The 12,196-nt window shown below is 70.0% G+C and carries 13 protein-coding genes and 1 pseudogene; 3 read left to right on the top strand and 11 right to left on the bottom strand.

The window, feature by feature from the left end; genetic code table 11:
• Positions 1-18: 18 nt before the first annotated feature.
• Positions 19-882, bottom strand: a complete 864-nt coding sequence (locus EOT10_RS08265) for an endonuclease/exonuclease/phosphatase family protein (protein WP_127827427.1) — start codon at positions 880-882, stop codon at positions 19-21.
• Positions 883-1,015: 133 nt separating this feature from the next.
• On the opposite strand from EOT10_RS08265, the gene EOT10_RS08260 reads away from it, so the two are divergent.
• Positions 1,016-2,524, top strand: a complete 1,509-nt coding sequence (locus EOT10_RS08260; protein WP_127827426.1) for an MFS transporter — start codon at positions 1,016-1,018, stop codon at positions 2,522-2,524.
• An 87-nt stretch (positions 2,525-2,611) separates the two neighbouring features.
• A complete protein-coding gene (locus EOT10_RS08255; protein WP_127827425.1) occupies positions 2,612-3,406 on the top strand; it encodes a TetR/AcrR family transcriptional regulator in 795 nt (264 codons plus the stop codon).
• 5 nt (positions 3,407-3,411) lie between these two features.
• Here EOT10_RS08255 and EOT10_RS08250 read toward each other — a convergent pair.
• The 5 genes and pseudogenes from EOT10_RS08250 to EOT10_RS08230 form a co-directional block, all read right to left on the bottom strand.
• Positions 3,412-3,510: pseudogene (locus tag EOT10_RS08250) on the bottom strand (PPOX class F420-dependent oxidoreductase); the annotation flags it as partial.
• 74 nt (positions 3,511-3,584) lie between these two features.
• Positions 3,585-4,055 (bottom strand): PPOX class F420-dependent oxidoreductase, encoded by a 471-nt coding sequence (locus EOT10_RS08245; protein WP_127827424.1) that lies wholly within the window; start codon positions 4,053-4,055, stop codon positions 3,585-3,587.
• A 39-nt stretch (positions 4,056-4,094) separates the two neighbouring features.
• Positions 4,095-4,913, bottom strand: coding sequence for a YceI family protein (locus tag EOT10_RS08240; protein ID WP_127827423.1), 819 nt, complete (start codon positions 4,911-4,913; stop codon positions 4,095-4,097).
• A gap of 189 nt (positions 4,914-5,102) precedes the next feature.
• Positions 5,103-7,565, bottom strand: a complete 2,463-nt coding sequence (locus tag EOT10_RS08235) for an MFS transporter (protein WP_488803548.1) — start codon at positions 7,563-7,565, stop codon at positions 5,103-5,105.
• A 91-nt stretch (positions 7,566-7,656) separates the two neighbouring features.
• Complete coding sequence (locus EOT10_RS08230; RefSeq protein WP_127827421.1) at positions 7,657-8,151, bottom strand: MarR family winged helix-turn-helix transcriptional regulator; 495 nt, start codon at positions 8,149-8,151, stop codon at positions 7,657-7,659.
• A 174-nt stretch (positions 8,152-8,325) separates the two neighbouring features.
• Here EOT10_RS08230 and EOT10_RS08225 point away from each other — a divergent pair, with 174 nt between their 5' ends.
• Positions 8,326-8,538, top strand: a complete 213-nt coding sequence (locus tag EOT10_RS08225) for a hypothetical protein (RefSeq protein WP_127827420.1) — start codon at positions 8,326-8,328, stop codon at positions 8,536-8,538.
• Between the two features lie 31 nt (positions 8,539-8,569).
• Here EOT10_RS08225 and EOT10_RS08220 read toward each other — a convergent pair whose 3' ends face one another.
• From EOT10_RS08220 to EOT10_RS08200, 5 genes are all read right to left on the bottom strand, one after another.
• Positions 8,570-9,448, bottom strand: coding sequence for a hypothetical protein (locus EOT10_RS08220; RefSeq protein WP_127827419.1), 879 nt, complete (start codon positions 9,446-9,448; stop codon positions 8,570-8,572).
• Between the two features lie 68 nt (positions 9,449-9,516).
• Complete coding sequence (locus EOT10_RS08215; RefSeq protein WP_127827418.1) at positions 9,517-10,377, bottom strand: RNA polymerase sigma factor SigF; 861 nt, start codon at positions 10,375-10,377, stop codon at positions 9,517-9,519.
• Positions 10,378-10,623: 246 nt separating this feature from the next.
• Entirely contained in the window at positions 10,624-11,466 is an 843-nt protein-coding gene (locus tag EOT10_RS08210; protein ID WP_127827417.1) for an RNA polymerase sigma factor SigF, read from the bottom strand.
• A 162-nt stretch (positions 11,467-11,628) separates the two neighbouring features.
• Positions 11,629-11,922 carry a Dabb family protein gene (locus EOT10_RS08205; protein ID WP_127827416.1) on the bottom strand — a complete coding sequence of 98 codons (294 nt, stop codon included), beginning with the start codon at positions 11,920-11,922 and terminating at the stop codon, positions 11,629-11,631.
• Between the two features lie 31 nt (positions 11,923-11,953).
• Entirely contained in the window at positions 11,954-12,130 is a 177-nt protein-coding gene (locus EOT10_RS08200) for a hypothetical protein (RefSeq protein WP_127827415.1), read from the bottom strand.
• Positions 12,131-12,196: the final 66 nt, after the last annotated feature.

The raw sequence follows: 12,196 nt of genomic DNA, 5'->3' as shown, positions 1-12,196 counted from the left end.
ACGAAGCCGAAGGCCTGCCTAACGCCTCGTCAGCATCAGATCCGCAACAACCGGGCGGTGGTCCGAGGCGAGCGTCTCGGCCACCGCCGCGTCGCGTACCCGCACCCCCTCGCCCACCGCGACGTAGTCGATCCGCTTGACCGGATTCAGCGCTGGGAAGGTGAACGCGCCCGGATCGGCCGGCGTCAGCTCCTTCCACAGCGGCGCGAGTTCGGGCGCCGTGGGCTCCGCGTTGAAGTCGCCGAGGAGGATCTGCCGGTCCGCGGGCGACGTGCGCTCCCCGGCCATGATCCGCCGCGTGTCGGCGACCTGCGCGGCCCGCACGGACGGGTCGGGCCGGTAGTCGAGGTGCGTCACGAACACCTGGACCGGCACCCCGCGCACCTTCAGCTCGGCCTCCCCGAAGCCGGGGGCGGGCGCCGGGACCGGGTGTGGGTCCTGCGTGGAGAGGCGGGTGATGTCGTGGTTGACGGCGGCCCGGACCGGATACCGGGACAGGACCGCGACCCCGTACTCGCGGCGCGGCCCGCCCGCCGTCACCGGGTCGAGGCTGTAGATCGGCGCGAACGACACGTACATCCCGAGGCGCGTCGCCAACTCCTGGGCCACGTCCCGGTTCTCGCTGCGCGCGCCCCAGTGGACGTCGACCTCCTGAAGCCCGATCACGTCGGCGTCGAGCGCGCGCAGGGCCGCCTCCTGCCGGTCGAGATCGAAGACGTCGTCCATGCCGGAACCGGCGTGGATGTTGTACGTGGCGATGCGCAGCGGAACGGGCGCACCCCCGGCGGCCTGGGCGGCCGGCGCGGCGGCGGCGAGGCCCGCCAACAGCCCGCCGGCGAACAGAACGTGCAGAACTCGCGGTGTACGGCGGTACGTGAACATCCGACCCCTCACTCGTCAGGTCACCCGTCAGTTTCTGGCGGGCACGCTAGCGCCGAAAAACGACTTGTACAGCGTACGAGGATGGCTTTACGGTGTACATCCCAATCGACGTACACCGTATAAGGAGTCCTGTATGACGGCGACGACCGCCGAGAGTTCTCCGGCCGCCACCGGCGGCGGCCACCCCCAGCGCTGGCTGATCCTCGGCGTCATCTGCCTGGCCCAGCTCACCGTGCTGCTCGACAACACCGTCCTGAACGTGGCGATCCCCTCCCTCACCCGGGAGCTGGACGCCTCGACCTCCGACATCCAGTGGATGATCAACGCGTACTCGTTGGTCCAGTCGGGTCTCCTGCTCACCGCGGGCAGCGCCGCCGACCGCTACGGGCGCAAGAAGATGCTCGCGGCGGGACTCGTCCTGTTCGGCGCCGGGTCGCTCGTCGCCGGAATGGCCGGATCCACCGGGCAGTTGATCGCCGCGCGGGCCGGCATGGGCGTCGGCGGCGCGCTCCTGATGACGACCACGCTCGCCGTCGTCGTGCAGATCTTCGACGACACCGAGCGGGTCAGGGCGATCGGCCTGTGGGCCACCGTGAACTCCCTCGGCTTCGCCGCGGGCCCGCTCATCGGCGGCGCCATGCTGGACCACTTCTGGTGGGGCGCGATCTTCCTGGTCAACATCCCGGTCGCGGTGATCGGCCTGATCGCGGTCATCGCCCTCGTGCCCGAGTCCAAGAACCCCCTCGGCGACCGCCCCGACCTGCTCGGCGCGCTGCTCTCCACCATCGGCATGACGGGCGTCGTCTACGCGATCATCTCCGGGCCGCAGCACGGCTGGACGTCCGCGCACGTCGGCGTCTCCGCGCTCGTGGGAGCCGCCGTGCTCGCCGCGTTCGTCGTCTGGGAGCTGCGCATCCCGTATCCGATGCTGGACATGCACTTCTTCCGCAACCAGCGGTTCACGGGGGCCGTCGCGGGCGCGATCCTGGTCGCCTTCGGGATGGGCGGCTCGCTGTTCCTGCTCACCCAGCACCTCCAGTTCGTCCTCGGCTACGGGCCGCTGGAGGCCGGACTGCGCACGGCGCCGCTCGCCCTGACGGTCGTCGTGCTGAACCTGACCGGCGTCGGCGCGCGCCTCCTGCCGAAGCTGGGCACCCCCGTGACCATCGCCTCCGGCATGACGTGCCTGGCGGCGGGCCTCGCCGCGATCGCGCTGCTCGGCGGGGACGGCTACGGGGGCATGCTGTTCGGGCTCGTCGTGATGGGCGCGGGCATCGCGTTCGCCATGCCGGCCATGGCGAACGCCATCATGGGCGCGATCCCGCCGGAGAAGGCGGGCGTGGGCGCCGGGGTGAACGGCACGCTCGCCGAGTTCGGCAACGGCCTGGGGGTGGCCGTCCTCGGCGCCGTCCTGAACTCCCGCTTCGCCGCCCTCGTGTCCGTCTCCGCGGCCTCGCTCCCGGCGGCGCTCGCCGCGGCCGGGTCGGGGGCGGAGCGGCGGCGGATCGCGGACGCGTTCGCCTCCGGTCTGGAGACCAGCCAGCTCGTGGGCGCGGTCGCCGTGTTGGTGGGCGGGCTGCTTGCCGCGGCGTTGCTCAGGCGGGCGGAGAGGGCAGACTCACGGGTGAAGGCGTCCGCATAGCTGCGCATAGCATCGGTGGTGGCGGACCGGGCAGTTCCGGTCCGCTGCCGGAACCGGGCCGGTACGAGGACTTTGGGAAGGTGCGCCATGGTGAAGGCGGGCGACGGCGCGGAGCGTGGGGAGCGTCCTGGGCGGACGAGCGTCTGGCTGGAGGGCAAGGCGCCGCGCACCCGGAGGAGCGACCAGCCCAGCACGCTCGACCGGGAGCGGATCACCGTGGCCACGGTGAAACTCCTCGACGCGGAGGGCCTCGCCAAGTTCTCGATGCGCCGGCTCGCGGCCGAGCTCGGCGTGACCGCGATGTCCCTCTACTGGTACGTGGACACCAAGGACGACCTCCTGGAGCTGGCCCTCGACCACGTCTTCGGCGAGCTGGACCTGCCCGAGCCCGGGGCGTCGGAAGGCGACTGGCGCACTCAGCTGCGGCAGCTCGCCGGGATGTACCGCGCGAACCTGGTGCGCCACCCCTGGACCTCCACGCTCACGGGCCACTTCCTCAACATCGGCCCGCACTCGCTGGCGTTCTCGCGCCATGTGCAGCGCATCCTCGCGGACACCGGTCTCACCGTCCCGGGCCAGCGGGGCGCGATCGCCGCCGTCTTCCAGTTCGTGTACGGGTACGGCACCATCGAGGGCCACTTCGTCCAGCGGTGCGCCGACGCCGGGATGACCCAGGACGAGTACTACCACCACGCGATGGGCGCGTTCAGCGAACTGGCGCCGGAGATGGCCGACGACTACGAGAACGCGCGGGCGCTGATGGCGGGGACCGAGGAGCACAAGGTGGAGGAGATCCGCGAGGGCGACTTCCAGGTCGCGCTCGACCTGCTGGTGGCCGGCATCGACACGATGGTCGCCGCCCAGCGGACCACGTCACGTTAGGAACGTCAGGCGAGCCGCGCCGGGAATCCTCCGGTGGCCACCGGACCCCACCGCTCGGGTGTGATCCGGATGATGGACTTGCCCTGCTTGACCATCGCCGCGCGGGCCGCTTCTTTTTGCGTCCCTCGCACTGCTTCGCAGGCTTCGGGGCGCTGCGTCGGACTCCGTCCGCCGGAATTTACTCGCTCGGGGCGAGAGATGCCGGGAATCCTCCGGTGGCCACCGGACCCCACCGCTCGGGTGTGATCCGGATGATGGACTTGCCCTGCTTGACCATCGCCGCGCGGTACTCGTCCCAGTCCGGGTGCTCGCCCGAGATGTTGCGGAAGTACTCGACCAGCGGTTCGACCGAGTCGGGTGAGTCGATGACCTCCGCGGTGCCGTCGACCTGGACCCACGGGCCGTTCCAGTCGTCGCTCAGGACGACCACGCTCACCCGCGGATTCCGCTTGGCGTTACGGGTCTTGGCGCGCTCGGGATAGGTGGAGACGACGATCCGCCCGGCGTCGTCGACCCCGCAGGTCAGGGGGGAGGCCTGCGGGGTCCCGTCGGCGCGGGCGGTCAGGAGGAGCGCGCGGTGGCGCGGGCGGACGAAGTCGAGCAACTCGTCCAGAGAGACACGGGTGTTGGAAGCGATGCTGGGTGCCATGCCCAGCACACTACGACCTGGACCCCGCTCCGAGCGGGTTCAGACCTGGGGCAGCGCGTCGCCCTGCACGGCCTGGATGTCGAGCTCCACCTTCAGCGTCGTGCCGATCGCGGAGATGCCCGCCTGCACGACCTGGTTGTAGTTCATCGCGAAGTCCTCGCGCTTCAGCTCGGTCGTCGCCCGGAACGCCGCCCGGGTGCCGCCCCACGGGTCCGCGCCCGTGCCGAGGTAGCTGAGGTCCAGGTCCACCTGCCGTACGACACCGTGCAGCGTCAGCTCGCCGTGCACCGTCCAGCGGTCCGAACCGGCCGGCTCCACGCCGGTCGAGCGGTAGGTGATCTCCGGATACTTCTCGACGTCCAGGAAGTCGGGCGTCTTCAGGTGCCCGTCCCGCATGCCGTTGCCCGTGTCGATGGAGGACGCCTTGATGACGGCCTCGACCCGCGACTTCTCCACGTCCTGGGCGATCTCGATGCGCCCGCCGAACTCGGTGAACCGGCCGTGCACGCTCGAAATGCCCAGGTGCTGCGCGACCGCCGCCACCGAGGAGTGCATCGGATCGATCGTCCACGGGCCGGGCGGCGGCAGTTCGGCCCCGCCCTGCCGGGCAAGCACCACCGTGCCGACGTCGGCACGGCCGCTCGCCGTCACCATCGCCGTGGAGGCCGTCGGCGCGTAACCGACCGCCGTCACGATCACCACGTACGGGCCCGGGGTGAGGGCCACCGCGTCGTGCACGGCACCCTCGTCGTCGGCCTCGGCCCGCAGCACCTGCGCACCCGTCATGTCGGTCACCGTCACGACGGCGTGCGGCAGAGCCCATCCGTCCTTCGTCCGGATCCGCGCGCTCAGTCCCATCCCGTTTCACTCCTTGCTCAAGTACATGCGAGTCATGTCCCCCACGTACGTCCCCCATGTACGCAGCGAACCCCGGCCCGGTGGCGGCCGGCCGTCCCCTGCCGTAGTGCCGCCACCGGTTCCGGGGTCCCTTTCCCACAACCGGGCGGGGGCGCGTCTCCGCTCGAAGCGCGCCCCCGCCCGGGGTCGTCACTCGCCGGGGTGGGCGAGCTCGATGTCGTGGCCCTCGACGCCGCCGCCGTTGACCGTCAGACCGGTGGCCACCGGCGGGTAACCGGTCGCGATGACCGTGTAGTCGCCGCTGTCCAGGTCGGTGAAGGCGTACGCGCCGTCGTCGCCGGTCGTCGCCGTGGCGACCACGTTGCCCGCCGCGTCGACGAGCGTGACCCGCGCGTCGTTCAGGGCGCCGCCCGCCGCGCGGACCACGCCGGTGAGCTGGGCACCGGAGTGCAGCTCGATCTCGACCCGGGTGACCCCGGTGCCGCCTACCTCGACGGGCAGGGCGATCGGACGGTGACCGGCCGCGTTGACCGCGACGGTGACCGGACCGGGGACGAGCTCGGCGAAGGTGAACTCGCCCTGCTCGCCCGAGATTCCGGTGGCCAGGACGTCACCGCGGACGTCGGTCACGATGACCATGGCGCCGGTGACCGGCTCCTTGCTGTCCACGGACCGCACGGCGCCGCTCAGCCCGCTGGTGCCGCTGAGCAGGATGTCGTACGTGACCGGCTCCTCGCCGACGACCACCGTGGAGGCCTGCGGCTGGTAGCCGTCGGCCGAGGCGATCAGGACGTAGGAACCCGCGCCGGGGGCGTCGAGGCCGTAGCCGCCGTCGCCCTGGGCGACCGCGCGGCCGAGCTGACGTCCGCCGAGGGAGATCAGCGTGATCGCGGCCCGCGGGACCGGGGCGCTCTCGGCGCCGCGGACGAAGCCGCGGACCGGGGTGCCACCGCCGGTGACGGCTGCCGGGGCGTCCCCGGCGACCGAGGCCACCGCGGCGAGACGCTGCGTCTGGTTGTCGGCGGCGGGCTCGGCGAGCGCCGGGGCACCCACCAGGCTCGGCACCTTCTCGCCGTTCGCCGAGGAGGCGGAGACGGCGGCCGTGGCGGGGGCGGCGCCTTCGCCGTCACCCTGGGCGGCCTGCTCGAGTGCGCCGGACGTACGCAGCGGAACCTCCTTGATGAAGATCGTGACGAGGAACGCCAGGAACGCGACCGGGGCGACGTACAGGAAGATGTCGGCGATGCCGTGCCCGTACGCGCTCTCCAGCCAGTTGCGGATGGGCGCGGGCAGCAGATCCATGTTCGGGATCGAGCCGCCGCCCATCGCCTTGCCGGCCGCCAGCTGGTCCTGCGGCGCGAGCGACCCGAGGCCGTCCTTGGCGTAGTGGGTGATACGGGTGGTCATCACGGAGCCGAGCGCCGAGACGCCGATCGCGCCACCGAGGGACCGGAAGAAGGTCACGACGGAGCTCGCGGAACCGAGATCCTTGGGGGCGACCTGGTTCTGCGTGGAGAGCACGAGGTTCTGCATCATCATGCCGACGCCGAGACCCATCAGCGCCATGAAGATCGCGATGTGCCAGTAGGCCGTGTCGTACCGGATGGTGCCGAGCAGACCGAGGCCCGCGGTCAGGAACGCGCCGCCGGCGACCAGCCACGCCTTCCACTTGCCGGTCTTGGTGATGACCTGGCCGGAGACCGTGGACGAGACGAACAGACCCGCGATCATCGGGATCGTCATGACACCGGACATCGTCGGCGTCTTGTCGCGCGCCAGCTGGAAGTACTGCGAGAAGAACACGGTGCCGGAGAACATCGCGACACCGACGAACAGGGACGCGATCGAGGCCAGCGTGATGGTGCGGTTGCGGAACAGCCGCAGCGGGATGATCGGCTCGCTCGCCCTGGACTCGACGAACAGGAAGATCAGCGCCAGCACGATCGAGCCGCCGACCATGGAGTACGTCTGCCACGACAGCCAGTCGTACTTGTCGTCGGCGAACGTGACCCAGACGAGGAGCAGGCAGACCGCGGCGGTGATGAAGAAGGCGCCGGCCCAGTCGACCTTGACCTTCCGCTTGGTCACCGGCAGGTGCAGGGTCTTCTGCAGCACGACCAGGGCGATGAGCGCGAACGGCACACCGACGTAGAGGCAGTAGCGCCAGCCGAGCCAGCTGGTGTCGGTGATCACGCCACCGATGAGCGGGCCACCGACGGTGGCGACGGCGAACGTCGCACCCAGGTAGCCGGAGTAACGGCCGCGCTCACGCGGGGAGATCATCGCGGCCATGATGATCTGCGCCAGGGCGGACAGACCGCCGGCGCCGATGCCCTGGATGGCACGGGCGGAGATCAGCATCGCCGGGTTCTGCGCGAGACCGGCGATGACGGAGCCCACGATGTAGACGACCAGGGCTATCTGGACCAGGGCCTTCTTGCTGACCAGGTCGGCCATCTTGCCCCACAGGGGCGTGGTGGCGGTCATGGCGAGCAGGGAGGCGGTGACGACCCAGGTGTAGGCGGACTGGCCGCCGCCCAGGTCACCGATGATCTTCGGGAGCGCGTTCGAGACGATCGTCGACGAGATGATGGCGGCGAACATGCCGAGCAGCAGCCCGGACAGCGCCTCCATGATCTGCCGGTGCGTCATCGGAGCGCTGCCGTCGGGGGCTGCGCCTCCGTGCTTGGCATGGCTGCCCCGCACACCAGCCGGTGTGGTTGTTGCCATGGGATTCCTTTGCTTAAGCGGGTGTACGGGTGGTCTCTTCGGTCGCGTCCGGGAGTGCCTGCGCGAGACGCGGTGTGTACCGGCAGTCGCCGAAGCTGTCGCGGAGCCGGCTCATCATCGAGATCAGCTGTCCGACCTCGTCGTCGGTCCAGTCGCTCAGCCGGTAGGCGAGCAGTTCGGTCGAGCGCTCCGAGAGCAGCTCGATCTGGGCCAGGCCCTTGTCCGTGAGGCTCAGGATGCGGGAGCGCTTGTCCGCGGGGTCGGGGGACCGGTCGATCCAGCCGCGGTCGGCGACGTGCGCCACGTGCCTGCTGGTCACGGACATGTCGACGGCGAGCAGTTCCGCGAGGCGGCTCATCCGCATCTCGCCGTACCGGCCGAGGAGCATGAGAACCGCGGCCGAACCGGCCGGACAGTCGTGGGGCAGGGACCGCTGGAGGTCTCGCTTGACGGCACCGAAGGCACTGAACTGTCGTGCGAGCTCTTCGTACTGACTCTGCTCCGCCACGGCACCTCCTACGTTCGTTGCTTAGGGCAACCATAGAGACAGTTGGTTGCCGCAGGCAAACGAAAAGGGACGCAGGAGGCTAAAATTCCGGTAAAGGTAAAGGGTTGCACGTGTAAAGTCGCAGCTCACCATGGGTGTGGCGTCCTCAGCACGTATTCGCTAGGGTCCTTCCCCATGGCACACAACCCCCAGGGCCCGGCCCCCGAAGGCAACTACGACCCCGCGGGGAGCACCCAGATGTTCCGCGCCTTCGTCGACGAGCCGGCCGCGCAGTCCTCCCGGCAGCAAACCGCCCCGGCGAAGTCGGGACCCGGCGCCGGCCTGATCCTCGGCATCGTGCTCGCCGTCGTCATCGTCGCGGGCGTGGCCTGGCTGGCCCTCAAGTAGCCGGTCGCTCCCCGCAGCCTTTCGATTCCCTTTACTTCCATTCGACGGAGACGTCGCGCGTCTCCACGTGCATGCCGATCGGCACCCGCCAGGCATCGACACACACGGTCCAGGTCTTCTTCTTCGTCTTCCCCGCGTCGATCGGTACGGGGAGGTCCCGGGTGGACTCGACGGTGGACCAGTCGATGCCGAGGGCGCCGATGATGTGCGTCCCGAACGTCACCTTGCCCGAACGCACCGCGGAACCACCGGAGTTGCGCAGCGTCAGGGTCACGTCCTCGCACCAGCGCTGGTCCGTGGCCTTGCGCACCGGGTCCCCGACCTTCAGTACGGCGGGACCGCTGGGCGTACCGGTGTGCGGGGCGGACGGGCTCGGCCCGGCCCCGCCCGAGGAGTCCCCGGCGGAGCCGCCGCCCGATCCACCGGCTGATCCCCCGGTCGATCCGCCGTCCCCGCCGCCGCTGCCCGGCCCCGTCACCTCGGGTGCGCCGGAGGCATCGCCCGTACCGGCCTCTGTGCCCGCGCCGGACCCCGCGCCGGACCCTGAGTCAGACCCCGAGCCCGACCCTGATCCGGCGCCCGCGTCGCTCGATCCCCCTGAGCTGTCAGCACCCGAACTGTCACCACCCGAGTTGTCGCCCGAACTCCCGCCGTCACCCGGCGACTTGGCGTCCGGTCCCGACGACCCCGCCGCGCCGTCCAGCGGCACCAGCTCCACGTCACCGGTCGGCGCCACCGTGCGGCCCGCCGCCCGGTCGGGTGTGGCCCCGGCCGCGCCGACCGCCACATAGCCGTCACCGTCCCCACCGCCCGAACTCCCGCACGCCGCAAGGAGACCGCCCAGGCACACCACGGCCGCCGTGGCACCGGCCAGGGCGCCTCGGCGGCCGCGTATCGATGCTCGTCGCATCGCGCCAGTGTGTCTGACGGTCCGTCAATTAGGAACCCCGTCAACGGCACAGGCGCCGCGTGTGACCGTCAGTCCGCGATCAGGCCTTCCCTGAGCTGCGACAGGGTCCGCGTGAGCAGGCGCGAGACGTGCATCTGGGAGATGCCGACCTCCTCGCCGATCTGCGACTGCGTCATGTTCGCGAAGAAGCGCAGCATGATGATGCGGCGCTCGCGCGGCGGGAGCTTGGCGAGCAGCGGCTTGAGCGACTCGCGGTACTCCACGCCCTCCAGGGCCGTGTCCTCGTAGCCGAGGCGGTCCGCGAGGGAGCCCTCGCCGCCGTCGTCCTCGGGGGCCGGGGAGTCGAGGGAGGAGGCGGTGTAGGCGTTACCCACCGCGAGTCCGTCGACCACGTCGTCCTCGGAGACGCCGAGCACCGCGGCCAGCTCGGGCACGGTCGGCGACCGGTCCAGCTTCTGCGCCAGCTCGTCGCTCGCCTTGGTCAGCGCGAGCCGCAGCTCCTGGAGCCGGCGCGGCACGCGCACCGACCAGGACGTGTCACGGAAGAAGCGCTTGATCTCGCCGACGACGGTCGGCATCGCGAACGTCGGGAATTCCACGCCGCGTTCGCAGTCGAAGCGGTCGATCGCCTTGATCAGGCCGATGGTGCCGACCTGGACGATGTCCTCCATCGGTTCGTTCCGGCTGCGGAAGCGGGCCGCCGCGTACCGGACGAGCGGGAGGTTCAGCTCGATGAGGGTGTCCCGTACGTACGCGCGCTCGGGGCTGTGCTCGTCGAGTGCGGCGAGCCGCAGGAAGAGGGAGCGGGACAGGGTGCGGGTGTCGAGGGCTTCGGAAGCCCTGGACACGGGCGAGCTGTGGAGCGCGTCGGGCGCGGACGCGCTCTTGCTGAGCGTGAGCACCTTCGAGCTGCCCTGGTCTGCGGACATGCCACCCCCTTGAGGTCGCGGACGGTCGCGGCGGGCGCTCCCGTCTGGAAGGAACGCAGCCTCCACCTGAATACCGGCGGCGGGGCCGCGGCAAACGCGGTTCCCGCAGAATGTCACATGTCGGCAACGCGCTGTAGTGACATGTCGACATGGATGGGGTGAATCGGTGCAGGAAAAGGGGGGTGTGGCGGAGAAGCGACGTAATTCGGCGGGGAAGTGCCGGGAAGAGCACTCCACCCGTTCCGGTTACGCTTCGATCCTGTTTGCGGATCGCAGCCGCGCGAAGCTTCTGGCCAGCAGTCTTGACACATGCATCTGGGAAACGCCCAATTCCGCGCTGATCTGTGACTGCGTCAGATTGCTGTAATAACGCAGCAGCAGAATCCGCTGCTCACGCTCGGGCAGCTGAACGAGCAGATGCCGTACGAGATCGCGGTGTTCGACGCCGTCGAGCTCCGGGTCCTCGTAGCCGAGCCGGTCGAGCAGGCCCGGCATCCCGTCGCCCTCCTGGGCCGCCTCGAGGGACGTCGCGTGGTACGAGCGCCCGGCCTCGATGCACGCCAGGACCTCGTCCTCGCCGATGCGCAGGCGCTCGGCGATCTCGGCGGTCGTGGGGGTGCGCCCGAAGGCGGTGGTGAGGTCCTCGGTCGCGCCGGTCACCTGTACCCACAACTCGTGCAGCCGGCGCGGCACGTGGACCGTGCGCACGTTGTCGCGGAAGTAGCGCTTGATCTCGCCGACGACGGTCGGCATCGCGAAGGTCGGGAACTGCACGCCCCGCTCGGGGTCGAAGCGGTCGATCGCGTTGATGAGCCCGATCGTGCCGACCTGGACGACGTCCTCCATCGGCTCGTTGCGGCTGCGGAAGCGGGCAGCCGCGTACCGCACGAGCGGGATGTTGGCCTCGATGAGGGCGCTGCGGACCCTGGTGTGCTCGGGGGTTCCCGGCAGCAGATCCTTGAGCTGGGCGAAGAGCACTTGGGTGAGCGCGCGGGTGTCGGCGCCCCGGGTCTTCGCGGGCGGTGCTTGGGGCGCTGTACTGGCCGGCACGGTCAACGCCACCTCTGTCTCCGTCAGCTCGTCCGTCAACTTATCAATCTCAAACATCCCTCAAAAGCGGTCATAGCATCACAAGACATGTGCACTGTGTGCAAGCACCGCATAACTACGTGTTGACGTGCGAGTTGGTGCATAGAGCACAGAAAGGCCCCTCACCGTTCCGGTGAAGGGCCGCTGTGCCGTGCGACAGGCTCAGAACGCGTAGTCCGCGATCACCCACGTGGCGAACTCGCGCCACAGCGCGACGCCCGCCTGATGGGCCGGGTGCTCCAGGTACCGCTTGAGCGCGTCGGTGTCCTCGACCGCCGAGTTGATGGCGAAGTCGTACGCGATGGGGCGGTCGGTGATGTTCCAGTCGCACTCCCAGAACGTCAGCTCCGGGATCTGCTCGCCGAGTGCGCGGAAGGCCTTGACGCCCTCCACGACGCGGGGCTCGTCGCGCTGGACGCCCTCGTTGAGCTTGAAGAGGACCAGGTGGCGGATCACGGGCACTCCTTGCAGACGCTTACAGGGACGTTCAGCTTCCGCCGCCGTTGACGATCCAGGTCATGAAGTCACCGACGGCCTTGGCGGCGGCCGAGACGCCCTCGAAGCCTATCTGGACGTAGTCGGCGGCCTTGGACGGGTCCGTGATGATCACGTAGAGCACGAAGACCACGACGACGAAGAGACCTATCTTTTTCGTCTGCACCACGCCCTGGCCTCCCCGTGCCCGTGTCCCGTGTGATCCCTGTGCCTGCCGGGCGTGAGTGTAACCCGC

This window comes from Streptomyces antnestii (genome assembly GCF_004005495.1).
Lineage (GTDB): Bacteria > Actinomycetota > Actinomycetes > Streptomycetales > Streptomycetaceae > Streptomyces > Streptomyces antnestii.
Note: the sequence above shows the minus strand (reverse complement) of the source record. Positions and strands in the feature narration are given on the sequence as shown.

Coding starts and splice junctions, on each gene's coding strand:
- EOT10_RS08220 (WP_127827419.1), bottom strand. CDS start 9,448: ATGCGACGAGCATCGATACGCGGCCGCCGAGGCGCCCTGGCCGGTGCC.
- EOT10_RS08215 (WP_127827418.1), bottom strand. CDS start 10,377: ATGTCCGCAGACCAGGGCAGCTCGAAGGTGCTCACGCTCAGCAAGAGC.
- EOT10_RS08265 (WP_127827427.1), bottom strand. CDS start 882: ATGTTCACGTACCGCCGTACACCGCGAGTTCTGCACGTTCTGTTCGCC.
- EOT10_RS08245 (WP_127827424.1), bottom strand. CDS start 4,055: ATGGCACCCAGCATCGCTTCCAACACCCGTGTCTCTCTGGACGAGTTG.
- EOT10_RS08255 (WP_127827425.1), top strand. CDS start 2,612: ATGGTGAAGGCGGGCGACGGCGCGGAGCGTGGGGAGCGTCCTGGGCGG.
- EOT10_RS08240 (WP_127827423.1), bottom strand. CDS start 4,913: ATGGGACTGAGCGCGCGGATCCGGACGAAGGACGGATGGGCTCTGCCG.
- EOT10_RS08225 (WP_127827420.1), top strand. CDS start 8,326: ATGGCACACAACCCCCAGGGCCCGGCCCCCGAAGGCAACTACGACCCC.
- EOT10_RS08235 (WP_488803548.1), bottom strand. CDS start 7,565: ATGACGCACCGGCAGATCATGGAGGCGCTGTCCGGGCTGCTGCTCGGC.
- EOT10_RS08260 (WP_127827426.1), top strand. CDS start 1,016: ATGACGGCGACGACCGCCGAGAGTTCTCCGGCCGCCACCGGCGGCGGC.